This is a genomic window from Alphaproteobacteria bacterium, assembly GCA_017308135.1.
Taxonomy (GTDB): Bacteria; Pseudomonadota; Alphaproteobacteria; order CACIAM-22H2; family CACIAM-22H2; genus Tagaea.
In genome coordinates this window covers 169,158-194,445 of sequence record JAFKFM010000006.1, presented here as the reverse complement: position 1 = coordinate 194,445, position 25,288 = coordinate 169,158, and the positions used below count along the sequence as shown (strand labels likewise).

At 63.8% G+C, this 25,288-nt stretch carries 25 protein-coding genes; 15 read left to right on the top strand and 10 right to left on the bottom strand.

Annotated features, from left to right (window positions below; translation table 11 throughout):
- Positions 1–3: 3 nt before the first annotated feature.
- The 8 genes from J0H39_01185 to ubiE form a co-directional block, all read right to left on the bottom strand.
- Complete coding sequence (locus tag J0H39_01185; protein MBN9495340.1) at positions 4–474, bottom strand: peptidylprolyl isomerase; 471 nt, start codon at positions 472–474, stop codon at positions 4–6.
- 10 nt (positions 475–484) lie between these two features.
- Positions 485–1,027, bottom strand: coding sequence for a peptidylprolyl isomerase (locus J0H39_01180; protein ID MBN9495339.1), 543 nt, complete (start codon positions 1,025–1,027; stop codon positions 485–487).
- Between the two features lie 35 nt (positions 1,028–1,062).
- Complete coding sequence (gene moeB, locus J0H39_01175) at positions 1,063–1,830, bottom strand: molybdopterin-synthase adenylyltransferase MoeB (protein ID MBN9495338.1); 768 nt, start codon at positions 1,828–1,830, stop codon at positions 1,063–1,065.
- A gap of 1 nt (position 1,831) precedes the next feature.
- Positions 1,832–2,263 (bottom strand): Rrf2 family transcriptional regulator, encoded by a 432-nt coding sequence (locus J0H39_01170; GenBank protein MBN9495337.1) that lies wholly within the window; start codon positions 2,261–2,263, stop codon positions 1,832–1,834.
- Between the two features lie 11 nt (positions 2,264–2,274).
- Positions 2,275–2,727 carry a dUTP diphosphatase gene (gene dut / locus J0H39_01165; protein ID MBN9495336.1) on the bottom strand — a complete coding sequence of 151 codons (453 nt, stop codon included), beginning with the start codon at positions 2,725–2,727 and terminating at the stop codon, positions 2,275–2,277.
- Positions 2,728–2,729: 2 nt separating this feature from the next.
- Positions 2,730–3,950 (bottom strand): bifunctional phosphopantothenoylcysteine decarboxylase/phosphopantothenate--cysteine ligase CoaBC, encoded by a 1,221-nt coding sequence (gene coaBC / locus J0H39_01160; protein ID MBN9495335.1) that lies wholly within the window; start codon positions 3,948–3,950, stop codon positions 2,730–2,732.
- A 74-nt stretch (positions 3,951–4,024) separates the two neighbouring features.
- Entirely contained in the window at positions 4,025–5,560 is a 1,536-nt protein-coding gene (ubiB, locus tag J0H39_01155) for a 2-polyprenylphenol 6-hydroxylase (protein MBN9495334.1), read from the bottom strand.
- Entirely contained in the window at positions 5,560–6,285 is a 726-nt protein-coding gene (gene ubiE, locus J0H39_01150) for a bifunctional demethylmenaquinone methyltransferase/2-methoxy-6-polyprenyl-1,4-benzoquinol methylase UbiE (protein ID MBN9495333.1), read from the bottom strand. Before ubiE ends, ubiB begins: the two co-directional genes overlap by 1 nt.
- A gap of 63 nt (positions 6,286–6,348) precedes the next feature.
- Here ubiE and mutM point away from each other — a divergent pair, with 63 nt between their 5' ends.
- The 12 genes from mutM (at position 6,349) to J0H39_01090 (ending at position 18,442) form a co-directional block, all read left to right on the top strand.
- Complete coding sequence (mutM, locus tag J0H39_01145; protein MBN9495332.1) at positions 6,349–7,173, top strand: bifunctional DNA-formamidopyrimidine glycosylase/DNA-(apurinic or apyrimidinic site) lyase; 825 nt, start codon at positions 6,349–6,351, stop codon at positions 7,171–7,173.
- 17 nt (positions 7,174–7,190) lie between these two features.
- Positions 7,191–7,541 carry a hypothetical protein gene (locus J0H39_01140; GenBank protein ID MBN9495331.1) on the top strand — a complete coding sequence of 117 codons (351 nt, stop codon included), beginning with the start codon at positions 7,191–7,193 and terminating at the stop codon, positions 7,539–7,541.
- A gap of 7 nt (positions 7,542–7,548) precedes the next feature.
- The gene (locus J0H39_01135) at positions 7,549–8,325 is read left to right on the top strand and encodes an enoyl-CoA hydratase (protein MBN9495330.1); all 777 of its coding nucleotides are present in this window, start codon (positions 7,549–7,551) and stop codon (positions 8,323–8,325) included.
- 117 nt (positions 8,326–8,442) lie between these two features.
- A complete protein-coding gene (gene rpsT / locus J0H39_01130) occupies positions 8,443–8,709 on the top strand; it encodes a 30S ribosomal protein S20 (GenBank protein ID MBN9495329.1) in 267 nt (88 codons plus the stop codon).
- A gap of 415 nt (positions 8,710–9,124) precedes the next feature.
- Complete coding sequence (locus J0H39_01125; GenBank protein ID MBN9495328.1) at positions 9,125–9,487, top strand: hypothetical protein; 363 nt, start codon at positions 9,125–9,127, stop codon at positions 9,485–9,487.
- 134 nt (positions 9,488–9,621) lie between these two features.
- Positions 9,622–10,095: a rhodanese-like domain-containing protein gene (locus J0H39_01120; GenBank protein ID MBN9495327.1), complete on the top strand. Its 474-nt coding sequence runs from the start codon at positions 9,622–9,624 to the stop codon at positions 10,093–10,095.
- Between the two features lie 5 nt (positions 10,096–10,100).
- Positions 10,101–11,555, top strand: a complete 1,455-nt coding sequence (gene dnaA / locus J0H39_01115) for a chromosomal replication initiator protein DnaA (protein MBN9495326.1) — start codon at positions 10,101–10,103, stop codon at positions 11,553–11,555.
- A gap of 6 nt (positions 11,556–11,561) precedes the next feature.
- Positions 11,562–12,206 carry a pyroglutamyl-peptidase I gene (locus J0H39_01110; GenBank protein ID MBN9495325.1) on the top strand — a complete coding sequence of 215 codons (645 nt, stop codon included), beginning with the start codon at positions 11,562–11,564 and terminating at the stop codon, positions 12,204–12,206.
- A gap of 117 nt (positions 12,207–12,323) precedes the next feature.
- Positions 12,324–13,445, top strand: a complete 1,122-nt coding sequence (locus J0H39_01105) for a DNA polymerase III subunit beta (GenBank protein ID MBN9495324.1) — start codon at positions 12,324–12,326, stop codon at positions 13,443–13,445.
- A 5-nt stretch (positions 13,446–13,450) separates the two neighbouring features.
- Positions 13,451–14,620 carry a DNA replication/repair protein RecF gene (gene recF / locus J0H39_01100; GenBank protein ID MBN9495323.1) on the top strand — a complete coding sequence of 390 codons (1,170 nt, stop codon included), beginning with the start codon at positions 13,451–13,453 and terminating at the stop codon, positions 14,618–14,620.
- Positions 14,617–17,052, top strand: a complete 2,436-nt coding sequence (gene gyrB / locus J0H39_01095; protein MBN9495322.1) for a DNA topoisomerase (ATP-hydrolyzing) subunit B — start codon at positions 14,617–14,619, stop codon at positions 17,050–17,052. The genes recF and gyrB overlap by 4 nt, the downstream gene beginning before the upstream one ends.
- A 37-nt stretch (positions 17,053–17,089) precedes the next feature.
- Positions 17,090–18,442, top strand: coding sequence for a dGTPase (locus J0H39_01090; GenBank protein ID MBN9495321.1), 1,353 nt, complete (start codon positions 17,090–17,092; stop codon positions 18,440–18,442).
- Positions 18,443–19,019: 577 nt separating this feature from the next.
- Here J0H39_01090 and J0H39_01085 read toward each other — a convergent pair.
- Positions 19,020–20,999 carry a PAS domain S-box protein gene (locus tag J0H39_01085; GenBank protein MBN9495320.1) on the bottom strand — a complete coding sequence of 660 codons (1,980 nt, stop codon included), beginning with the start codon at positions 20,997–20,999 and terminating at the stop codon, positions 19,020–19,022.
- Positions 21,000–21,244: 245 nt separating this feature from the next.
- Between J0H39_01085 and J0H39_01080 the strand changes: the two genes are divergently transcribed.
- On the top strand, positions 21,245–21,889 hold the full coding sequence (locus J0H39_01080) for a LysE family translocator (GenBank protein MBN9495319.1): 645 nt from the start codon (positions 21,245–21,247) through the stop codon (positions 21,887–21,889).
- A 119-nt stretch (positions 21,890–22,008) separates the two neighbouring features.
- Complete coding sequence (locus J0H39_01075) at positions 22,009–23,631, top strand: ABC-F family ATP-binding cassette domain-containing protein (protein ID MBN9495318.1); 1,623 nt, start codon at positions 22,009–22,011, stop codon at positions 23,629–23,631.
- Here J0H39_01075 and J0H39_01070 read toward each other — a convergent pair.
- Complete coding sequence (locus J0H39_01070) at positions 23,628–24,602, bottom strand: sensor domain-containing diguanylate cyclase (GenBank protein MBN9495317.1); 975 nt, start codon at positions 24,600–24,602, stop codon at positions 23,628–23,630. The two genes, J0H39_01075 and J0H39_01070, sit on opposite strands and share 4 nt — an antisense overlap.
- 109 nt (positions 24,603–24,711) lie before the next feature.
- Here J0H39_01070 and J0H39_01065 point away from each other — a divergent pair, with 109 nt between their 5' ends.
- Positions 24,712–25,245, top strand: coding sequence for a hypothetical protein (locus J0H39_01065; protein MBN9495316.1), 534 nt, complete (start codon positions 24,712–24,714; stop codon positions 25,243–25,245).
- The last annotated feature ends 43 nt before the right edge of the window (positions 25,246–25,288 follow it).

Genomic DNA, 25,288 nt, shown 5'->3' with positions numbered 1-25,288 from the left:
GACTTACTTGGCGTCGGCCGCGACGCTGAACTTCTTGATCGTGTCGGGCTTGCGCGGCGGCTCGCCCTTGGCGATGCGGTCGACATGCTCCATGCCGTCGATCACTTCGCCCCACACCGTGTACTGGCCGTTCAGGAAATGGCCTTCGTCGAACATGATGAAGAACTGGCTGTTCGCCGAATGCGGGTTCTGCGAACGTGCCGCCCCGACCACGCCGCGATCGAACGGCGCCTTCGAGAATTCGGCTTTCAGATCGGGCTTGTCCGACCCGCCCATGCCCGTGCCGTCGGGGCAGCCGGTCTGGGCCATGAAGCCGTCGATCACGCGATGGAATTTGAGCCCGTCATAGAAACCTTCGCGGGCGAGTTCCTTCACGCGCTCGACATGCTTGGGCGCCAGATCCGGGCGCAGCTTGATCGTCACGCGGCCCCAGTCGAGATCGAGATGGAGCGTATTTTCGAGATCGTCGGCCATTTGGTTTTCCTTATTCCTTCACGTCGGCGGCGACACGCACGCTGCGCATGCGGTCGGGGTTGCGCGGCGGTTCGCCGCGGCGGATGCGGTCCACGTATTCCATGCCCGACAGCACTTGGCCCCAGACGGTGTATTGCCCGTCCAGGCTGGCGCCGCGCCGGAACATGATGAAGAACTGGCTGTTCGCCGAATTGGGGCTTTGCGCGCGCGCGGCCCCCACGGTGCCGCGCTCGAAGGGCAGGCGGCTGAACTCGGCGGGAAGATCGGGCTTCTGCGAACCGCCGCGTCCCGTGCCGGTGGGGTCGCCGGTCTGCGCCATGAAGCCTTCGATCACGCGATGGAACACGACGCCGTCGTAGAAACCTTCGCGCGCCAATTCCTTGATGCGCGTCACGTGGCGGGGCGCGATATCCGGGCGCAGCTGGATCACGACGCGGCCGTAATCGAGCTCGATATAAAGCAGGTTCTCGCGATCGGCCGGGGCTTGGGCTTGCGCCGTTACGGCGGCGAAGGCGAACAGAATCGCCGCGGCGAAAATTCGAATTAGGCGCATCACTCGTCTCTCCGGTCTGCCCGAAACGCGCGGGATTATGGTGTCGGTCCGCACAGCTTGCAATGCGGGTCTTTGGGCACGGCGATCCGGCGAAAATTGGTGTCGAGCGCGTCGTAAATAAGCACGTTGCCGGCAAGGCTTTTGCCCAGGCCCAGCAATTCCTTCAGGGCTTCCGTCGCTTGCAAACTGCCCGCGACGCCCGCGACGGCGCCGAGAATCCCCGCCTCCTCGCAACGCGGAATAAGGTCGGGCGGCGGCTTCTCGGGATGCAGGCAGCGCAGACAGGCGGTTTTGCCGTCATAGGCTTTATACGTCGAGAGCTGCGCTTCGAAGCGCAGCAGCGACGCCGACACCAAGGTCACGCGCGCGCGATAGCACGCGTCATGGACCGTATAGCGCGTATCGAAATTGTCGGATCCGTCGATCACCAGATCATGGCCCGCGATCAGGCCGTCGATATTGCCCGCGTCGACGCGCAGCTTTTTGGCGTCGACCTTTATATGCGGGTCGAGGCGCGCGAGCGTTTCGGCGGCACTCTCCACCTTCGCGCGGCCGATCGAAGCCTCGGTGTGGATGATCTGGCGCTGGAGATTGGTGTCGTCGACCACATCGTCGTCGACGAGGGTGAGATGCCCCACGCCGGCCGCCGCGAGATAGAGGGCGACCGGCGAGCCGAGCCCGCCCGCCCCGATGACGAGCACGCGGCTCGCCAGCAATTTCGCCTGGCCGTCTTCGCCGACCTCGTCGAGGATCAGATGGCGCGCGTAGCGCCGGAACGCGCGGTCGTCCAGCGCGTCCGGCATGTCACGTTTCGCTTTCCACGCCCGCTTCGCGCGCGCGCGCGACCAGCTCGGCCAAGGTCGTCTTGCCCAGACGCTCGAGCAATTCGGTCTGCAAATCCATCCAGATCGGCCGCACGATGCGATGGCCCAACGCCGAAGCGGGCGCGCCCGTCAGCGGATCGGGCGCCACTTCGATCGTGCGCACAATATTGACGATCTCGGCGATCGTGATGGATTCCGGGTCGCGCGCCAGGCGATAGCCGCCTTTGGGGCCGCGCTGGCCGGTCAGCACGCCCGCGCGCACTAAGGCTTGCAGCACTTGTTCGAGATAGCGCTTGGGAATGCCCTGGCGCTTGGTGATCGCGGAGGCCTGAACCGGCCGCGATTTCGCGTTGTAGGCGACGTCGAGAACGGCCTCGATGCCGAAAAGCAATTTCTTGGTAAGGCGCAGCATGGCGGGGGGACCTATCTGCCGGTGGAGCCGAAGCCGCCGCCCGAGCGCCCGGTCGGCGGCAAGGACGGGCGTTCGGCGAGGGTGGCGCGCACGTAACGCGCCAGAACCATTTGGGCGATCCGCATGCCGCGTTCCAGGCGCACGGATTCCTGCCCGAGATTGACGAGGATGACCTTCACTTCGCCGCGATAATCGGCGTCGATCGTGCCGGGGCTGTTGAGCACGGTCAGCCCGTGTTTGAGCGCGAGGCCCGAGCGCGGACGCACTTGCGCCTCGCAGCCTTCGGGCAGCGCCATCGCAAGACCGGTCGGGATCAGCGCGCGTTCGCCCGGCTTCACTTCGACGGGGACGTCGATCGCGGCGAGCAGATCGAGCCCGGCCGAGCCTTCGGTCGCGTAGGCGGGAAGATCGAGTCCTTCGGCGTGCGGCAGGCGGATGATATCGACGGTGATGCTATCGGTCATATTCACGCGGCTTTGGCGAAATGGGCGGCGATGCGCAGCGCCAAGCGGCGCGCGACGTCGTCCTTGCTTTGCCGTTCCCAGGATTCCACACCGGCCTTGTCGATGACATGCACGGTGTTGGCGTCGCCGCCGAACACGTTCGTGCCTAGCGACACGTCGTTGGCGACGATCCAGTCGCAGCCTTTGCGCAGGCGCTTTTCCGTCGCGTGGCGGATCAGATCGTCGGTCTCGGCCGCGAAGCCGACGACCAGACCGGGGCGCTGCGCGTGTTTGGACAACGTCGCCAGAATGTCGGGATTCTCGGTCAGTGCCAGCGTGGGTGCGGCCCCGCCGTCTTTCTTCAGTTTGGAATTGCCGAGTGTCGCGGGCCGCCAATCGGCGACGGCGGCGGCGCACACCGCGATGTCGGCGGGCAACGCGTCGACGCAAGCCGCCAGCATTTGTTGCGCGCTTTCGATTTCGCGCAGCTTCACGCCGGCGGGGGCGGAAAGATTGGTGGGGCCGCTGACCAGAATCGTGTCGGCCCCCAACGCGGCGAGGGCCGCCGCGATCGCATGGCCCTGCTTGCCGGAGGAACGATTGGCGATATAGCGCACGGGGTCGATCGCCTCGTGCGTCGGGCCCGAGGTGACGAGGGCGCGTTTGCCCGCGAGCGGCGCATTCGCGCTGAAGTGCCGTTCGATCGCCGCGACGATGTCGAGCGGCTCGCTCATGCGGCCCGACCCGATCTCGCCCTCGGCGAGTTCGCCGCTTTCCGGCCCGATCGACGAAACTTTGCGCGCGGCGAGCGTCGCCATATTCTTGCGCGTCGCGTCGTGCGCCCACATGACATGGTTCATCGCAGGGGCCAGCAGGATCGGTTTATCGGTCGCGAGCAATATGGTTGTGGCGAGGTCGCCGGCAAGCCCCGTCGCCATTTTGGCGATCAGGTCGGCGGTCGCCGGGGCGACGACGACCAAATCGCAATCGCGCGCCAAGCGGATATGGCCGATCTCGTTCTCGGCCGTCAGGTCGAACAGATCGGAATAGACCTTGTCGCGCGACAGCGTTGCGACGCTAAGCGGTGTCACGAATTCCTTGGCCGCCGCCGTCAGCACGCAGCGCACGCTGCTCCCTCGCTCGCGCAAGCGCCGGATCAGATCCAGGCTTTTATACGCGGCGATACCGCCCGCCACGATCAGCAGGATGCGCTTGCCCGACAGGGTTCGCGGTGGCGGTTTCATGGGGGGAATTCACCTCTCGAAAACGCGTGAATTCTACCCCGGGATGCGCCGCGCCGCAACAGAACGCGCTAATCTTATTTGAAAATCAAAATGATAATGGCCATTGCCGCGGCGCCCACGGCGATCCAAGGCCAGGGCGACGGGCGGCGGCCGGCACCGAATGCGGCCAGCGTATCGGGGTGCAGGCGCACACCGCCATCGGCGATCAACGCCGCCGCGCGATCGAGATTGCCGATCAGCGCCGGCAGTTCTTCAAGGCGCGCCAGCAGCGTATTGGCGCCGGTGAGGCCACGGGCGAGGGGCCCGCGATGCGCGGTCATCCAATCCTCGATCAACGGCCGCGCCAGCGCCCACATATTGATCGACGGGTCGAGGGTCCGGCCGACACCTTCGCAGACCAGCATGGATTTTTGCAGCAGCAGCAATTGCGGCTGCGTTTCCATCTGGAACTGCTCGGTCACTTCGAAGAGTTGTGCCAGCAACCGCGCGAGCGAGATTTTTTCGAGCGGCAGGCCCAAGATCGGTTCGGCGATCGCGCGCGCGGCCTGGGCGAAGGCGCCTTGGTTCTGGCTTTCGGGCACGAAGCCCGCGCGGAAATGCACTTCCGCGACTTTCTGATAATCCTGGGTCAGGAATCCGGCGAGCATATCGGCGAGCAGGATGCGCGTGGGCGCGTCGATCCGGCCCATGATGCCGAAATCGACCGCGACCAGCGCGCCGTCCTCGGCGATGAAGATGTTCCCGGGATGCATATCCGCGTGGAAGAAGCCGTCGCGGAACACTTGGCGGAAGAAGGTGCGCGCGGCGCGCGCCACGATCTCCTGCGGATCGTGCCCCGCTTCGATCAAGCGGTCGCGTTCGTCGATCGGAATGCCGTAGATGCGTTGCGTGCACAAGGTGCGCTTGGCGGTGCGCGTCCAATCGACGCTCGGCACGCGGAACTCGTCGTCGCCTTTGAAATTCTCGGCAAGCTCGGCCGCCGCGGCGGCTTCCAGCCGCAGATCCATTTCGAGCCGCACGGTCTCGGCCAGCGTTTCGACGACCGCTTGCGGCTTCAAGCGGCGCAAGGACGGCATGAAACGCTCGACCAGACGCGCGATCCAGGCCAGCAGATCGACGTCGCGCGCGAAGGCGGTCTCGACGCCGGGGCGCAGCACCTTGACGGCGACATCGGCACCTTCCGGCGTTTTCGCGAAATGGACTTGCGCGATCGACGCCGCCGCAACCGGCGTTTCGTCGAATTCGGCGTAGATTTCCTCGAGCTTCAGGCCCAGCTCGCGCTCGATCGTCGCGCGCGCTTGCGCGAAGGGGAACGGCGCGAGACGGTCCTGCAATTCGGACAAATCGCTCGCGACCGCTTCGCCCACGATATCCGCGCGCGTCGACAGCACCTGGCCCAGTTTGATGAAGCCGGGGCCGAGTTCGCCCAGCGCCAGCGCCAAGCGCTGGCCGGCGCGCGGCGGCAAGCCTGAGCGGCGCAAGCGCCGTCCGATGCGCGCGGCGAGCGGCGACAAGGTTTCGATGCCGAACGCTTCGAACGCGTCATAGGCGAGCAGCGTGCGTGCGATCTTGGCGAGCCGGAACAGCCGGCCGGGCAGGCGGAACGCCATCAGGTCCGCCAGCCCGCATGGATCGCGACGATCCCGCCCGAAAGATTTCGGTAGCGCGCGCGGCTGAAGCCCGCTTCGCCCATGCGGCGCACAAGTTCTTCTTGCGGGGGGAAACGACGAATGCTCTCGGCGAGATAGCGATAGGATTGCGCATCGCCCGCGACCCATTGGCCGAGCTGCGGCAACACAGAGAAGGAATAGGTGTCGTAGATTTTGTCGAGCACCGGCATCGCGACGCGGCTGAATTCCAGGCACAGGAAACGCCCGCCCGGTTTCAGCACGCGGCGGATTTCGCGCAACGCCGCGTCCGGATCGGTCACGTTGCGCAGGCCGAAGGCGATGGTCGCGGCATCGAAGCTCATCGACGCGAAAGGCAGCGCCATCGCGTCGCCGGTGATCCAGTCGAGCTTGCGGGTCAGCGCCCGCGCGCGGCCCTGGCGCAGCATCGCCTCGTTGATGTCGCAGACCGAGACTTCGGCGCCCGCATCCTGCAACGCGAAGGCGATGTCGCCCGTCCCGCCGGCGAGATCCAGGAAATGCTCGCCTGCGCGCGGGGCGGCTTCGTGGACATAGGCGCGCTTCCACAGCCGATGCACGCCGCCGCTCATCAGATCGTTCATCAGGTCGTAGCGGCTCGCCACGGAATCGAAGACCGCGCGCACGCGCTTGGCCTTGTCCGCGACCGGCACTTCCTGGAAGCCGAAATGGGTCGTTTCGTTCGTCACGGCGGGAACTTAGCGGACTGCGCTGGAAAAGCAAAAGCGCATCGGGCACCTTCTGGCCCGCCCATGCCCGAATTGCCCGAAGTCGAAACCGTCGTCCGCGGCTTGAAGCCGCATCTGGAAGGCCGCGTACTCGCCGGCGCGACCGTTCGTCGCGATGCGATCCGTTCGCCCATTCCGCGCGATTTCGCCAAGCGGGTGGCCGGAAAGCGCATCCTGTCCGTCGAAAGACGGGCCAAATATGTGTGGATCCGGCTGGAAAGCGGTGACGTGGTGATCGTGCATCTGGGCATGTCGGGGCGCTTGGTCCTGTTGCCCCAGCACATCCCCAATGCCGGGCCGCATGATCACGTCGATTTCACGCTGAAGGACGGGCCGACGATCCGCTTCACCGATCCGCGCCGCTTCGGCGTGATCGATCTGCTGCGCGCCGGCGAACTTGGCCAAGACCGGCGATTCAAGGATTTGGGGCCCGAACCGCTCGACGATTCGTTCGATGCTGGCGTGCTGGCGGCGGCCTTGGCGGGATCGAAGGCGCCGTTGAAGGCCGCGCTGCTCGATCAGCGCAATGTCGCGGGCCTCGGCAATATTTACGTGTGCGAGGCTTTGTTCCGCTGCGGCCTGTCGCCCAAGCGCAAGGCCGGCACGGTCAAGCGCGACAAGATGGAAGCGCTGTGCGCGTCGATCAAGGAAACGCTGTCGGACGCGATCAAGGCGGGCGGCTCGTCGGCGCGCGATTACGTGCAAGCCTCTGGCGAACTTGGCTGGTTCCAGCATCGCTGGCGCGTCTACGACCGCGAAGGCGTCGAATGCGTTTCATGCGCGACCAAAGTCAAGCGCATCGTGCAATCGGGCCGCTCCACTTTCTATTGTCCGATCTGCCAGCGCTGACGTAGAAATTCTGCGTCATGCGCGCATTTCTCGCTGCTGCGATCCTCCTTCTCGGCCTGTTCGCCCCGGCGATGGCCCAAGACGCCTATGTCGGCGGCGTCGACGACCTGCCGTTGATGCCCGGCCTTTCCGCCGATGGCGACGCGACCGTGTTCGACGCGCCCTCGGGCCGCGTCGTCGATGCGACCGCGCAAGGCCGTGTGTCGCGCGCGGATATTCTCGCCTTCTACACGCGCACGCTCGCCGAACTCGGCTGGCGCGGCGAAGGCGAGGGGAAGTTCGCGCGCGAAGGCGAGAAATTGACCATCGAATTTCCCGCGGCTTCCGGCGGCGTCACGCGCGTCCGGTTTTTCCTGCGGCCCGAGTGAGGGACAAATGGCTTACGAAAACATTTTGGTCGAAACCAACGGCGCCGTCGGCATCATCCGCCTGAACCGCCCGAAGGCGTTGAACGCGCTCTGCGCGGCGTTGATCACGGAGCTGGGCCAGGCGCTCGACGCGTTCGAGGCCGACGATGCGATCGGTGCGATCGTGCTGACCGGATCGGAGAAAGCCTTCGCCGCCGGTGCGGATATCAAGGAGATGGCGTCCAAGACCTATATGGACGTCTATCTGACCGACTTCATCACAAAGGGTTGGGAGCGCATCACCGTCTGCCGCAAGCCGATTATCGCGGCGGTATCGGGCTTCGCGCTGGGCGGCGGGTGCGAGGTCGCGATGATGTGCGATTTTATCCTCGCCGCCGACACCGCGAAATTCGGCCAGCCGGAAATCACCATCGGCACGATCCCTGGGGCGGGCGGTACGCAGCGCCTGACGCGGTTCGTGGGCAAATCCAAGGCGATGGAAATGTGCCTGACCGGGCGCATGATGGATGCGGCGGAAGCCGAACGCGCGGGGTTGGTCAGCCGCGTCGTCCCGGCCGCCGAGTTGGTCGACGAAGCGATCAAGGTCGCGGCGAAGATCGCCGGCCTGTCGCGGCCGATCGTGATGATGGCCAAAGAAGCGGTCAATCGCGCCTACGAGACGACGCTTTCCGAAGGGATCCGCTTCGAACGGCGGACCTTCCACGCCACCTTCGCGACCGAAGATCAGAAGGAAGGGATGGCCGCGTTCGCCGAGAAGCGTCCGCCGCAGTGGAAAAACCGTTGATTCACCGCCATTTTCCGGCCGGTTGACGGGGTGCGCGAACGGGGGCTATAACCCGCGACCTTCGCGAAGGGGCCGTCCGGCTTCGACGCGATCCGGAATCCCATATCGAGAGATAAAATGGCGAACACCTCCTCCGCGAAAAAGGCCGCGCGTCAGACGCTGCGCCGCACCGAAGTCAACCGTACGCGCGTGACCCGTATCCGCACCGCGATCAAGAAGGTCGAAGACGCGATCAAGACCGGCGACAAGAAGGTCGCGGCCGAAGCGTTGCGCGACGCGCAACCGATCATCGCGCGTGGTGCGAAGACGGGCACGCTGCACAAGAACACGGCGTCGCGCAAAGTGTCGCGCCTCGCCCAGCGCATCAAAAAAATCGGCGCTTAATTTTAAGCGCACGCGGTATCGCGAAAGCGATTCCGCGCTTGATTTTTACGCCGCTCGCGTTTCCCACGCGGGCGGCGTTTCTTTTGCGCGCGAAGGAACGCCGCGCAAGTCGTTGAATCGGAAGTGCTGCGCATGCGCGCGCAGTTTTTTTTCGCGACGCTTCAAATGTTTCGCGATGCAATCGCGCAACGCTTCGCGCGATTCAAAAATCGGACTCGTATTCCGCACGACTCCAGTTGCGAGTCTCGCGCGAGCGTGATTAAGTCGGATCGTCGTCGGAACGATGACGTCGGATGAAACCGGCGGCGCGCAACGACGACAAGGGGCGGCCCACTGATTTGGCTATCGTCGGCCCGATGCGATAAACGAACCGTCCGGTTCGCTATCTTCGGTACGACCGAATGAGGAGACAAGAATGCGGCGCCGTCCCTCGGACTGGAAAGTAATCGTGACGGCGCAAGACAATTTGGCGCAAGACAAGTCCGCACAGGACGCCGCGCCGAACACCCGCACCCGATCGACCGCCGATGCGTCGAACGACGCGAAGGCGATCAAGGAAGGGGCGGGCGATCGGAAGTCTGGAGCAACACAGACTCTATCGCAGGGGATGGGCATTGTGAGTTCGATTTCCTCCCGGATGATTTTTTCGCGCAATCAAGCGGCGCCGTGCTTCGGCCGTCGCGTTTCATACGCCGACAACCCCCGGTTGGCATTGTTCGCGCCGCCCCGATGGCCGGGCGGCGGCGGACGTTCCGCGCGCCGATCGGCCAAGAGCTGATCGAACGCAAGCGCGCGGAACGGAAGTTCCCACGGGTCCGCCGGGCGCCAAGTCGCGCGACCGGCCGGAACGTCGGGGTGGTCATGTGTCGACGGTAAAGTCGGCGGCGGAAAAAAGTGAGTGGTTGGACGGCGATGAGCGAAGCGGCGCAAGACGGTCGGGCGAATGGCAATCTCGGCTACGCGGGCGATTTGTCGCCGCGCGATGCGTGGGCTCTTTTGGAATCCGAAAAAGACGCGGTGCTGGTCGACGTGCGCAGCCGCGCCGAATGGACCTTCGTGGGCGTGCCGGCCCTCGGCAAGCTCGGCAAGGCGCCGTTGTTCGTGGCGTGGCAGAACTACGCGACCGCGGCGGATGGCCGCGCGCAGATGATTCCCAATGGCGAATTCGGCCCCGCCGTCGTGGCGGCCGTGCCCAAGGCCTCGCCGGTGGTGTTCCTGTGCCGCTCGGGCGGGCGCAGCCGGGCCGCCGCCATCGCGGCAACCGGGCTTGGCTATGCGCGCGCCTATAATCTCGCCGGCGGTTTCGAAGGCGATAAAGATCCGGACGGCCATCGCGGCCGCCTCGGCGGCTGGAAAGTCGCCGGTCTCCCCTGGACGCAGGAGTAACGATGATGCGTCCTTCCGATAACGGTCCCAGCCTGGAAGCCCAATGGGTGCGCGTGCGCGCCCGTCTGAAGGTGGAATTCGGCGAAGCGGCCTATCGTTCGTGGCTGAAGCCCTTGACCCTGGTGAGCCAGGAAGACGGCGTGGTGCGTATCGCCGTACCTACCCGCTTTATGCAGGACTGGGTGCGCCAGCATTACGCCGACCGCATCAAGTCGCTATGGCGGGCCGAGAACAAGGCCATCCGTCTGATCGAGGTCATCGTCCAGATGGCCGCCCCGCCGATGCAGTCCTCGTCGACCGCGCAGCCGGGCCCCGGCTCGTCGCTGTTCGTCACCACCCAGGGTGCGCGCACCCAGGCGTCGTCGCCGTCCTCGCGTGTCGGCATGGCCCCGCCCGCCCCGGCGGTCGCGCGCGCGGGTCAGGACGACGTCGAGGATTTCGGCGCACCGCTGGATCCGCGCTTCACCTTCCAAAGCTTCGTCACCGGCAAGTCGAACGAATTCGCCGCCGCCGCCGCCAAGCGTGTGGCCGAAGAAGCCAAGGTGCCGTTCAACCCGCTGTTCCTTTACGGCGGCGTGGGTCTGGGCAAGACCCATCTGATGCACGCGATCGCGTGGCATATCCGCAAGAAGCATCCCTCGCGCCGGGTCGTCTATCTCTCGGCCGAGAAGTTCATGTACCAGTTCATCCGCGCGATGCGCTTCAAGGACACGATGTCCTTCAAGGAGCAATTCCGCTCGGTCGACGTGCTGCTGGTCGACGACGTCCAGTTCATCTCCGGCAAGGACGCGACGCAGGAAGAGTTCTTCCACACGTTCAACGCGCTGGTCGATCAGAACAAGCAGATCGTGCTGTCGGCGGATAAATCGCCGGCCGATCTCGAAGGCCTCGAAGACCGCGTGCGTTCGCGCCTGGGCTGGGGCCTCGTCGCCGACATCCACCCGACGACCTATGAATTGCGCCTCGGCATTCTGGAAACGAAGGCCGAGAAGCTCGGCACGATCGTGCCGCCGAAGGTGCTCGAATTCCTCGCCCACAAGATCGTGGCGAATGTGCGCGAACTCGAAGGCTCGCTGAACCGCATCGTGGCGCATGCCACGTTGATCGGCCGGCCGATCAGCCTCGAGGGCGCGCAGGAAGTGCTGCACGATATTCTGCGCGCCTCCGATCGCCGCGTGACGATCGAGGAAATCCAGAAGAAGGTCGCCGAGCATTTCGCGATCCGCCTGGCCGACATGCATTCGCCCCGCCGCGCGCGCGCGGTGGCGCGGCCCCGGCAGGTCGCGATGTATCTCGCCAAGCAGCTCACAAGCCGTTCGCTGCCGGAAATCGGCCGCAAATTCGGCGGGCGCGACCACACCACGGTGATGCACGCGGTGCGCAAGATCGAGGAACTGCGCGGCTCCGATATCGCGTTCAGCGAGGATATCGAGTTGCTGCGCCGGATGCTGGAAGCGTAATCCCGCATGGCGCGCCACCCGCGCATTCTGCTGACGGGGTTCGAGGTCTTCGGCGGCCATCGCTTCAACCCGTCGCAAGCCATCGCGACGCGGCTGGACGGCGAATGGGCGGGCGATGCGCGCATCGAAGCGCGCATCCTGCCCGTGTCGCTCGCCAAGATCGACGAAGCGCTCGACACGGCCTTGGCCGAGGTGAAGCCGATCGCCGTCGTGGCTTTGGGCTTGGCCGAGCGCGAGAGCGTGATCCGGCTCGAGAGCACGGCCTATAACGAGCTCGATTTCCGGATCCCCGACAACGACGGCAAGAAGCGCAAAGGCAAGATCGACAAGGCGGGCCCGGCGACACGCGCCTCGACCTTCCCGATCCCGGCGATCCGTAAGGCGTTGCTCGCCGCCGGCATCCCGGCGCGCGTGTCGGACGATCCCGGCCGTTTCCTGTGCAATGCCGCCCTTTACGGGCTGCTCGCGCGCCTGGGGAAGGGCGTGCCCTGCGGCTTCGTCCATCTGCCGCGCACACCCGAAATGGTTGCGGGATTGCTGAAGAAAGACCCGGAATCGGACCCCGCCCAGCTCGCGTCGATGGGCTTGCGCGCGCAATTGGCGGCGATCCGCCTCGCGGTCGTGGAGACGGCGCGCAAAGCGCTGAAATAACGCGGTTTTCCAAGGTTTTTTCGGCGTTCGCGGAGCTTTTGCTTCGCGCGCGGTTTGGTATACTCGAAACCCGAAATTTCGATTCGCCAAACCCCATATCGCAAAGCCCACGCCCCTATGAAAATCACGATCGAGCGCGCGGCCCTGCTCAAGGCCCTTGGCCATATCCAAAGCGTCGTCGAACGGCGCAACACGATCCCCATTCTGTCGAACGTGCTGCTCGACGCGTCGGCCAAAGGCGCCCTCGCGCTGACCGCGACCGACATGGACGTGGCCTTCGTCGAAACCGTCTCGGCGGAAGTCGCCAAGCCCGGCACGACGACCGTTCAGGCGCATACGTTCTACGAAATCGTGCGCAAGCTGCCCGAAGGCAGCCAGGTCGGCCTCGAATGGGATGCGGGCAAGGGCCAGGTTTCGTTGCGCGCGGGCCGTTCGACCTTTGCGCTGGCCGCATTGCCGGCCGACGATTTCCCGAAAATGGCGTCGGGGGACCTCCCGCATAAATTCGAACTCGGCGCGCCCGAGTTGAAGCAGCTGATCGACAAGACGCGCTTCGCGATCTCGACCGAGGAAACGCGCTACTACCTCAACGGCATTTTCCTGCACTCGACCGCCGCCGACGGCGTGAAGGTGCTGCGCGCCGTCGCGACCGACGGGCATCGCTTGGCCCGCATCCAAATGCCGCTGCCGGCGGGGGCCGAAAACATTCCCGGCGTCATCCTGCCGCGCAAGACGGTGATGGAAGTGCGCAAGCTGATCGACGAGGTCGACGGGGCGGTCGAAGTGTCGCTGTCCGACACGCGCGTGCGCTTCGCCTTCGGCGACGCGGTGCTGACCTCCAAGCTGATCGACGGCGCCTTCCCGGATTACGAGCGCGTCATCCCGTCGGGCAACGACAAGACGATGGAGGTGAACTGCAACGAGTTCGCCGCCGCCGTCGATCGCGTCGCGACGATTTCGACCGAAAAGTCGCGCGCCGTGAAAATGGCGCTGACCAAGGGCACGCTGGCGCTGTCGGCCAATTCGGCCGAAGCGGGTTCGGCGAACGAGGAGATCGAAGTCGGCTATCAGGGTGCGGCGATCGAAATCGGGTTTAACGCGCGCTATCTGCTCGACATCGCCGAGCAGATCGAAGGCGAGAACGCGACGTTCAAAATGGCCGACGCCGCCTCGCCGACCGTGGTGACCGATTCCGCCGATCAAAGCGCGCTCTACGTCCTCATGCCGATGCGCGTGTGAGGGGATTGAGCGTCCGTCTCGCCCACGCCAACCCGTCGCCCGGCCCCGCGAAGGCGGCCGCGGCGGTCGCGCGTCTCGATCTCGCGCAATTCCGCTCCTACGCCGAATTGCGCCTCGAACCGGGCGCGCATCCGGTGGCGCTGGTCGGCCCCAACGGGGCGGGTAAGACGAATATCCTGGAAGCGATCTCGTTCCTCGCCCCCGGCAAGGGCTTGCGCCGTGCCCGGGTGACGGAGCCCGAGCGCCGGGGTGCGACCGCCGCCTGGGCGGTCGCCGCGCAAGTGTTCAAGGGCGAAGATGAAATCCGCCTGGGTACAGGGCGCGGCGAGGGCGACAAACGAATCTTACGCGTCGATGGCCGGCCGGTGCGCGGCCAGCAGGAATTCGCCGAGCACCTCTCCGTGATCTGGCTGCTGCCGGAAATGGATCGCCTGTTCGCCGAGGGGCCGGGCGCGCGCCGCCGCTTCCTCGACCGGCTCGTCTACGGTTTCGATCCCGAGCATGCGGGCCGCGTGTCGGCCTACGAGTATTCGATGCGCGAACGCGCGCGGCTGCTCGCCGACGGCAATCGCGACGATGCGTGGTTCGCGGCGCTGGAGGATTCGCTCGCCCGGCACGGCATCGCCATCGCCATCGCGCGCGGCCAAACGGTCGCGCGCCTCGCCCGCGCGGTGAAGGCGAATATCGGCGCATTCCCCGCACCGGACCTGACGCTGACCGGTGCGATCGAAACGCTGGTCGCCGAAATGCCGGCTTTGGCCGCCGAGGATCGCGCGCGCGAAATTCTGGCGGCGAACCGACAGGCCGACGCCGACAGCGGGTCGACCGCGTTCGGGCCCCATCGCGGCGATCTGCGCGCCCATTGGGCGGCGAAGGACACCGCCGCCGAATATCTTTCGACCGGCGAGCAGAAGGCGCTTCTGATCTCGCTGGTACTCGCCTATGCGCGCGAGCTTTCGGCCGAGCGCGGCCATCCGCCGATCCTGCTGCTCGACGAAATCTGCGCGCATCTCGACCCCGTCCGAAGGGCGGCGTTGTTCGACGAACTCGACGCTTTGGGCGCCCAGTATTGGGCGACCGGGGCCGACCCCGACGCTTTCGCGCTGTTGCGCGAACGCGCCGTTTTCTTCGCCGTCCAGGACGGCGTTTGCGATCCGCATCGAGGCACACCATGACCGCCGTTCCCCAAAATATCGACGACGCCACGGCCGCCTATGGCGCCGATTCCATCAAGGTGCTGCGCGGGCTCGACGCCGTGCGCAAGCGCCCGGGCATGTATATCGGCGACACCGACGACGGCTCGGGCCTGCATCACATGGTCTACGAAGTCGTCGACAACGCGATCGACGAAGCGCTGGCGGGCTGGTGCGACGCGGTCGAGGTGACGCTCAACGCCGACGGTTCGGCCACGGTGCGCGACAACGGGCGCGGCATTCCGACCGATATCCACGCCGAGGAAGGCGTGTCCGCGGCCGAAGTCATCATGACGCAGCTGCACGCCGGCGGGAAATTCGACCAGAATTCCTACAAGGTCTCCGGGGGCTTGCACGGCGTCGGCGTTTCGGTCGTCAACGCGCTGTCCGAAAAGCTGGTGCTGAAAATCTGGCGCGGCGGCAAGGCCCACCAGATGGAATTCAAGCATGGCGAAGCGGTCGCCCCGCTCGCCGAAATGGGCCCCGCCGGCGACAAGCGGGGTACGGAAGTCACCTTCCTGCCGTCGAAGGAAACCTTCACCAAAACCGTGTTCGATTTCGAAACGCTCGAACATCGTTTGCGCGAACTCGCCTTCCTGAATTCGGGCGTGAAGCTCATCCTGTCGGACGAGCGCCATGTCGAGCCCAAGCGCGTCGAGCTGTTCTACGAAGGCGGTATCGAAGCCTTCGTCAAATATCTCGACCGTTCCAAACAGGCGCTGCACGCGCCGATTTCGGTGAAGGGCGAGAAGGACGGCATTTCCGTCGAAGTCTCGATGGAATGGACAGACGCCTATCACGAGACCGTGCTCTGCTTCACGAACAACATTCCGCAGAAGGATGGCGGCACGCACTTGGCCGGTTTCCGCGCCGCGCTCACGCGCACGATCGTGAAAATGGCCGCCGACATGGCGGGCAAGAAGGACAAGGTGGCGCTGACCGGCGACGACGCGCGCGAAGGCCTCACTTGCGTATTGTCTGTCAAAGTGCCCGATCCCAAATTCTCGTCGCAGACCAAGGACAAGCTGGTCTCCTCGGAAGTGCGCCCGGTCGTGGAAACCGTGTGCACCGACAAGTTCCAGCAATGGTTCGAGGAACATCCCGCCGGCGCCAAGCGCATCGTGCAGAAGATCGTCGAGGCCGCGACCGCGCGCGAAGCGGCGCGCCGCGCGCGCGAACTGACGCGCCGCAAGGGGGCACTCGATATGGCCTCGCTCCCCGGCAAGCTCGCCGATTGCCAGGAACGCGATCCGGCCAAGTCGGAACTCTTCATCGTCGAGGGTGACTCGGCCGGCGGCTCGGCCAAGCAGGGGCGCAACCGCGTCAATCAGGCGATCCTGCCGATCAAGGGCAAGATCCTGAATGTGGAGCGCGCGCGCCTCGACAAGATGTTGTCCTCGGCCGAAATCGGCACGCTGGTGACGGCGATCGGCACGGGCATCGGCAGCGAGGAATTCGACGTTACCAAGTGCCGCTACCACAAGATCGTCATCATGACCGACGCCGACGTGGACGGCAGCCATATCCGCACGCTGTTGCTCACGTTCTTCTATCGCCAAATGCGCGCGTTGCTGGAGGCGGGCTATATCTACATCGCCCAGCCGCCGCTCTATAAGGTCAAGAAGAATTCGTCCGAAGTCTATTTGAAGGACGAGCGCGCGATGGAGGATTACCTCATCGCCGGCGGTATCGACGGCGCGGTGTTGACGGTGGGTGCCGACGGCAGCCAGCGTGCGGGCGAAGATCTGCGCGGTGCCGTCGAGCGCGCGCGCGCCGCCAAGGCGATGATCCAGGCGCTGGTGCGCCGCGTGGGCAATCGCGACGTGGTCGAACAGGCGGCGATCGCGGGGGCGCTCGATCCCAATCTGCTCGCCGATCGCGCGACCGCCGATCAGATCGCCAAATTCATCGCCACGCGCCTCAACGTGCTTTCCGCCGAAACCGATCGCGGCTGGACCGGGGCCGTCACCGATCAGGGGCTTTATTTCGAGCGCAAGCTGCGCGGCGAAACCGATCGCGCGACGATCGATCAGGTGGCGATCAATTCGGCCGAAGCACGCCGCTTGGTCGAGATGGCGCCCGATCTGCAGGCGCTTTACGCCAAGCGCGCGAAGCTCTCGACCAAGGACAAGGGCACGGTCGAGATCGCCGGGCCGATCAAACTGATCGATACGGTGCTCGAAGCGGGCAAGAAGGGCCTGTCGTTCCAGCGCTACAAGGGCCTGGGCGAGATGAACCCCGAACAGTTGTGGCAGACGACGCTCGATCCGGCCGCGCGCCATTTCCTGCAGGTGAAGGTCGCGGATTCGGCCGACGCCGACGGCGTGTTCGCCACGCTGATGGGCGACGTGGTCGAGCCGCGCCGCGACTTCATCGTCGAAAACGCGCTCAAGGTCGCGAATTTGGACGTTTAGGTCGAGCTATCGGAGAAATTGAGAATGTGAGGTTTCGATGTCGGATGCGTGGACTGAGCGTCGTAGCAAATGGGCTCAACAGCCCGATGACTCACGTGGCCCTTACGACGTTGACTATTCACGCATCGTACATTCATCATCATTTCGTCGACTTCAAGGCAAGACGCAAATCCTAAATCTCGGCGATAGCGATTTCTATCGAACGCGCCTTACGCATTCATTAGAAGTTGGCCAGATCGCTGGCGGTATTGTTCGACAACTTCGGATGTCACAATCGGCGCATCCGGGCGCGCATTTTCTGCCAGATGAAAAATTGGTTCAGGCAATTGGCTTCGCGCATGATTTGGGACATCCACCCTTTGGGCATGGGGGTGAAGTCGCGTTAAACTACTGCATGCGCAAGAACGGTGGTTTTGAGGGCAACGGCCAAACCCTTCGAATATTATCTAAGTTAGAAAGTTTTTCAGAAAAAGATGGGGCTGATCTCTGTCGGAGAACATTGCTGGGTTTGTTGAAATACCCAGCACCGTTCTCAGACGTAAAGAACCCGCGATGCTATCCAGCAATGGATGAGCGGCCCACTTCGATTCGATTGCTTGATCGAAATAAATCAAAGCCACCGAAATGCTTTATGGATAGCGAAAGGGATGTCGTTGACTGGATCTTGACGCCTTTTAGCGACTCAGACAGACATAGCTTCCAGGCGGTCAAGTCAATTGAAGGGAAACACTCGAAGCCAACACACAAGTCCTTCGATTGCAGCATCATGGATGTTGCAGATGACATTGCATATGGTGTCCACGACCTTGAGGATGCCATCGCATTAGGGCTGATTTCGGAGCGTACTTTCCGTCAGGCAATTACTCCAGAAAAGTGTGGCCCCTTTCTGTATTCTTTGATGCAGCGATACCCCGAGAAAAATATTGATGAGGCTTCCGCGTTCGAATCGTTTGTGAATGGATTATTCGGAGAAGGTGGAGGCCGAAAGAGGTCGATCGGACGCCTTGTCCATTACTTCATTGTTAGCACTCGTATTGACACTAGCGATGGGTTTGAAGACCCCATTCTGAGTTTTCGCGCCGGAGTTCCAAAAAGCGATCGTGATTTTCTCAGCGCACTTCAAGATCTAATCGTGGCGGAAGTAATTACGAGTCCAAACGTCCAGCATCTTGAGTTCAAAGGCCAAAAAATGGTCGTCTCGGTGTTCGAGGCGATGCAATCTGATCCAAGATCCTTCTTGCCGCGCGACGCATATAAAGAATATGTCGCGAGCGGCGAAGATTTGCGTGTGATTTGTGACTATGTTGCAGGAATGACAGACGGCTATTTGCTCAAGACATACGATCGCCTTTTTAGCCCTCGCATGGGATCAGTATTTGATCAGCTATGACTTCGTTGCGTCAGAGCCCTTAGATAGGAAGAGATCGATCGTCTCTCCGTCTCGACCCTTGCCTAGTCCTTCGCCTCTATTGAAGCACGCATGCTTGATGCGCGACATATCACGTTCGTAGTGTACCCAGCCCTTATTGGGCATTCTCAAACTCACGATTTTGGCGTCACAGCGTGGGCAGGTCGTTGCACACCTTTTGCCGGGTTCGTTCGAGCCGGTTTCGCATGTGACGACGCACGCGCGTACGAGAACGGCCTTACCGGATGGGTGGCGTCGTATATGTGCTCTCCGACTGTGCAGGCGGATACTCATAAAACCTCGCAAGGAATTATGAAAGCCACCATGAGTATACGCCGCCAATCCGTGCGCCACGAGTGCGAATACGTCCTCCGGCCGCCTCCATAATCAACTCTGTCGGCTAAAGTTGATTATGGATGAAAAATGGCGCCCATAATCAAGGATAGCCCCTTCGGCGAGGTGCCGATCCTCGGCGGGATCGAGCCCGTCCCGCCAATCTAGACGCAAGCGCCTTAGCGTTATTTAAGTGCCGCTTCTGCGCCGAGGCATCGCCGGAGCCTCAGGCCTTTTCGGGCGCTTTGAAGACGGCGCGCGCCGTCGTGCCGTGGCCGACGACCGATTGGATGTCGATCCGGCCGCCCATCGATCGCATCAACCCGAAGCAGATCGCAAGACCGAGCCCCGTGCCTTGCACGGCGACGAAGCTGTTGTCGCGCGCCTGATAGAAGGGCTTGCCAAGATTGGCCAGATCCTTCTGTGAAATCCCGGGGCCATTGTCCTTGACCTCGACGAAAGTCTCGCGCCGGGCTTCGTCGACTCCGCTTCTGACGGTTACGGTCGCGCCGTTCGGCGAGAACTTGATCGCGTTCGATAACAGATTGAGAAGCACCTGCCGCGTCGCGCGCGCGTCGCCCAATGCGATCGGCGACGCGTCCCCGCGATCGAAGAGGATGGCGATGTTCCGGTCGCCCGCGATGCCCGCGACGGTCCGGATCGCCGGTTCGACGATGCCGTCGATCTCGAAAGGATCCCGGACGAGATTCCGCTCGCCATCCTCCATTTTCGAGTAGTCGAGAATGTCGTTGATGAGCGCCAGCAGCCCTTGCGCGCTTTCGTGGATATCCTTGAGATACGCGCGATATTTCGGCGGTTCGATCCGCCCGAAAATCTCGCGGTTTATCAGATCAGAAAAGCCGATAATGGCGTTCAGCGGCGTTCTGAGCTCGTGGCTCATCGAGGCGAGAAACATTGATTTCGCGCGGTTGGCCGTCTCGGCCCGTTGGGCTGCGTCGGCGCGGTCGGTGACGAGCCGCATAAGATCGCGCTGACGGTTCTGCTCGTCGGTCATATCCGTCAGCATCGCGGTCGTGATCGAATCGCCATCGACCACCGCTTTCGTCAGCAGAATCGAAACGGGGAACTGCGAGCCGTCCGCGCGCACGGCGACGATTTTCCGCCAATCGCCCATGAACATATGTTCGACATCGGAGCGGAGGAAATCGGCGACCAGCTCCTTGTGTTTCGCGCGGCCCTCCTTCGGGACGAGCGTTTCGATCGATCTCGAAATCATCTCCGACGATTTCAATCCGAACATCGCTTCGGCCGCCGGATTGAATTTCACGATGGCGCCGCTTCGGTCGACGCAGACGAACGCGATCGGGCTCGAGCGCAGGATGCTCGCAAGCAGCGCTTCCTCCGCGCGGGCGCGGCGCGACCAGATCAGATAGACGCTCAACGTCAGGCCGATCAGACCGCAAAGGAATATTTCCCAGCCGAGATACAGGTAGCGATCGCTCGTCCGTCCCTCGCTACGGGCCAACGCGACGTCGATGTGAAAGGTCTGATTCAACAGGCGCTGGTGGAAGGACAGCAGATATCCTTCGGCGGTCTGCATCACCGTTTGCGGATGGACGGCCGGATGACCCGGATCGGCGAAGTGCAGCGTCAGCCCGTCGGGCACGATCGCGAGCAGATCCGCGTCGAGATCGCCGAGCCGGAAGACAGCATTCAGATATCCGTCGAACGCGCCGTCCCGCCGGATCGGGTAATAGACGGCCACACCTTGTCCGCCCTGAAACAAATCGACGACGCCCGTGGCGCGCGGCGCGTCGCTTCGCGCGGCGTCTTCGAGCAGCGCCATAACCGCGGGGCTTTGCCCGACGATTCGGCCCAGGGCGTTGCGATTGGGCGCTTCGGGCCACACTTGAACGATCCGGCGTTCCGCGTCGATCCAGTTGACGGCCAAATAACCCCCGGAACTTCCGTCGACGAGTGCTGCGGCGGTTTCGAAACTCCCGCCGATCGCAACCGATCCGTTGCGTATCGCGTCGTGGAGCACCGACAAGCCGCGCAATCGCAACGCGACCTTGCTGCCGACGGATCGTGCCACGGTCTGCGCGATGCTGTGGAACGAATCGATGTTCCTCGCGGTTTCGTTCTGCCATTCGCGCATCGCCATAAGGCTCGCGAACGTGGAAAGAACCGCGCTCACGATGAAACCGGCAAATGCGTATTTCGTGGTGGTTCGCGAGAAGGTCATTGCGTTTCGTATTTATTCGACCACAACCGCGATACCATAGGGGGCGGTCCCGTAATTCCAAAGAGCGTCGATTTGTCGCGCAGCGACTGTTTCGGACTGGAACGAGTTTGATTCGCAGTCGATGTGGACGCACGCGCCCGAACGTGATTTAAGCGCGACCTCGATGCGCCGGGCGAAGGCCGAAGCTTGCCCTGCCATGGGTTATTTCAGCCAGGACATTGGTAAATCTCGAAGGAAATTGCGCGATGCTCGATCCTAGCCTGACCGCCGCTTACATCGTCCTGGCGGCGGCTTTGGCGTTTTCGCCGGGGCCGGACACGATGTTCGTCGTCGCGAGCGGCATGCGGCACAAGGCGAAGGGCGCCGTCGCGTCGGCGCTCGGCATCGGCGCCGGTTCGTTTTTTCACGCGATCTTCGCGGCACTCGGCGTATCGGCGGTGATCGCGGCTTCGCCCGTCGCGTTCGAGACGATGAAAATCGCCGGCGCCTTGTATCTCGCCTGGCTCGGCGTTCAAGCGATCCGATCGTTCTTGCGCAACGACCGATCGGCGGCACTCGCGCAGAAAATCCAAGACGTCTCCGTGTGGCGGGTTTTCTTGCGCGGGTTCTTCACGAATATTCTGAACCCGAAAGTCATCGTCTTCTATTTGGCGCTGCTGCCCCAATTCGTCAGCGTGCAATTGGGGCATGTCGGGCTTCAGGTGTTCCTGCTCGGCTGCATCCATAACGCCATCGGCTTGACGTTCCTGCTCGCGGTCGGGCTCGCCGCCGGCAAAGCGTCGGGCTGGCTCGCCCGGACGCGCTTCGGAAGCTGGCTCGACGGGATCGCGGGCGTGTTCTTTATCGGCTTGGCCGCACGGCTCGCCTTGACCGGCCGGCCGAACGATTGAATCCGCGCGTGTCGCGGCGCCCGCCGCCGGTCTGGACGCAAGCGCCCTAACGTGATTTAAGCGCGGCCTCGACGCGCCGGGCGCCCCGCCCGGCGTTTCTTTTGGAACGCCCGCGACACATGATCCGCCTCGACAACATCTCCAAGCGCAACGGCGCGCAAATTCTGTTCATCGAGGCGTCGGCCGTCCTCAATCGCGGCGAGAAGATCGGCCTTGTCGGCCCCAACGGGGCGGGCAAGACGACGATCTTCCGCCTGATCGCGGGCCAAGAGCCGCCGGACGAAGGCCAGGTGATGGTCGAGCGCGGCACCACGATCGGTTATTTCAGCCAGGATGTGGGCGAAATGTCCGGGCGCAGCGCCGTCGCCGAAACGATGGATGGGGCGGGCCCCGTGTCGGAAGTCGCGGCGGAGCTGCGCAGCCTCGAAGCCAAAATGGGCGATCCCGATCACGCCGACGAACTCGACACGCTGGTCGAACGCTTCGGCGAGGTCCAAGCGCGGTTCGAGGAGTTGGGCGGCTACGCGCTCGACGCGCGCGCGCGCGAAACCCTGGCGGGGCTCGGCTTCAGCCAGGAGATGATGGACGGCGATGTGGGCATGCTGTCGGGTGGCTGGAAGATGCGCGTGGCACTCGCGCGCATTCTGCTGATGCGGCCCGACGTGATGCTGCTCGACGAGCCCAGCAACCATCTCGACATCGAAAGCATCATCTGGCTGGAAGCGTTCCTGAAGAATTATGACGGCGCGTTGATGATGACCGCGCATGATCGCGCCTTCATGAACCGCGTCGTCGGCAAGATCGTCGAGATCGACGGCGGTACTCTCAACACCTATTCCGGCGACTACGAATTCTACGAAGCCCAGCGCGCGCAGAACGAAAAGCAGCAGCAGGCGCAGTTCGAGCGCCAGCAGGCGATGCTGGCCAAGGAAATCAAATTCATCGAGCGTTTCAAGGCGCGCGCCAGCCACGCCGCCCAGGTGCAAAGCCGGGTGAAGAAGCTCGACAAGATCGAGAAGATCGAGCCGCCGCGCCGCCGCCAGACCGTCGCGTTCGATTTTCCCGCCCCGCCGCGCTCGGGCGACGATGTCGTGACGTTGAAGGGCGTGGCCAAAGCCTACGGCGCGAAGAAGATCTACGACGGTTTCGACCTGATGATCCGGCGCAAGGAGCGTTGGTGCGTGATGGGTGTCAACGGGGCCGGCAAGTCGACGCTATTGAAACTCGTCACCGGTTCGACCGAGCCCGATGCGGGCATCGTCACGCTCGGCGGTTCGGTCAAGCTCGGCTATTTCGCCCAGCACGCGATGGAATTGCTCGACGGCGACAACACGGTTTTCGAACAGCTCTCGAACGCGTTTCCGCGCGCGGGCCAAGGCAGTTTGCGCACGCTCGCCGGTTGCTTCGGCTTCTCGGGCGACGATGTGGAGAAGCGCTGCCGCGTGTTGTCGGGCGGCGAGAAGGCGCGCCTCGTGATGGCGTTGATGCTCTACGATCCGCCGAATTTCCTGGTGCTCGACGAGCCGACGAACCATCTCGACATCGCGACCAAGGAAATGCTGATCGCGGCCTTGGCCGATTACGAAGGGACGATGCTGTTCGTCTCCCACGACCGGCATTTCCTGGCGGCTTTGTCCAACCGCGTGCTCGAAATCACGCCCGACGGCGTGCATCGCTACGACGGCGGTTATGTCGAATACGTCGCGCGCACGGGCCAGGAAGCGCCGGGCCTGCGCGGCTAAGCGCCGCGCGCGGCTTTGCGCGCGTTTTTCCGCCGGTACATTTCCGCATCGGCTTGCGCCATCGCCGCGTCGAAATCCGCGGCGGCATCGGCGTCGATCGCGGCGAAGCCCGCGCTGAATTCGATGGCGGCGGGGAAACCCGTTTCCGTGACGCGCGCGACGATAAGCGTCCGGATGCGCGCGATCACCGCGTCGATCCGGTCGGCCGGACAATCGATCAGCAACGCCGCGAACTCGTCGCCGCCCAGCCTTGCCGTTACGTCGGCATCGCGCACCGAACGGCGCAGCGCGTCGGCGAACACGCGCAACGCCGCATCGCCGGTCGCGTGACCGTAGGTGTCGTTGATCGCTTTGAACTTGTCGAGGTCGAAGGCGATTGCGGCCATCGGCAGCTTCAAGCGCCGCGCCAGGCTAAACGCCTTTTGGCCTTGCGCCGCGAAGCCGCGCCGGTTCGTCAAGCCGGTCAACTCGTCGACCGTCGCTAAATGCATCGCCGCCAGTTCGCGTTCCAGCACGGCGGCAAGATCGCGTAGCGCCGCGCGATCTTCGGCGGGGAAATCGCGCGGTGCGGTATCGATGATACAAAGCGTGCCGATCTTAAGGCCGCCCGCGACGCGCAGCGGCTGGCCCGCATAGAAGCGGATGAACGGCGCGCCGATCACCAGCGGATTATCGGCGAAGCGCGGATCATCGTAAGTGTCTTCGACCACGAAAATCTCGTCGCCCAAAATCGCGTGGCCGCAAAACGACACGTCGCGCCCGGTTTCGCGCACCGGCAGGCCGATACAGGCCTTGAACCATTGCCGGTTCGCGTCGACCAAGCTCACCAGCGCGATCGGCACGTCGAACATCTTTTTGGCGAGCCGCACGATGCGGTCGAATTGCTCTTCGGGCGGCGAGTCGAGGATCGCCAGATCGGCCAAAAGCCGCAGGCGTTCGTCGTCGTCGGGGGGCAAAGCGGGGGCGAGCAAAGGCGTCTCCATCCGTCTTCGGCGGAACGCCGAACATACTATGGCAGATGTTTCGCTTCGGTAAATCGCGCCCCCTATTCGCCGAATTCGCATGGTAGTTTTGCGGCGCATGTTTTCCGGTCTCGGCCATTTCTTGGGGCGTTTGGCGCGCGCGTTATTCGCGATCCCGGCCGTGCTCTACTTCCTCCTCGCCGATCTGGTCATGTGGGCGATCGCGCCCATTCTCAACCTGCTGGCGAAGCTCGCCTTCTGGCATCGCGTGGAGCAGGCGATCGCCGCGTTACCGGCATACGGCGCCTTGCTCGTGCTGGCCGTGCCCGTCGTGTTGCTGGAGCCGCCCAAGGCGGTCGCGCTGTGGTGGATGGCGACGGGCAAGTTCTGGCCGGGGCTCGCCCTGCTGCTCGCCGCCAAGGCGTTCGAGTTCGCGGTGATCTTGCGCCTGCACGCGATCGCAACGCCGAAATTGCTGTCGATCCCGTGGTATGCGTGGCTGCATCACGCGGTACTGGCGTTGCGCGCGAAGCTCTATGCCGCGTTGATGACCCTGCCGGGCGCGCTGGCGGCGTTGCGCGTCGCGCGGGAAACGGCCCGCGCGGTGCGCGATACCGTGCGGCGATGGATCGCCCCGTGGCGGCGCAGATGATATTGGCGTCCCTGGCGGCGCTGCGACATAAGGTCACGACGCG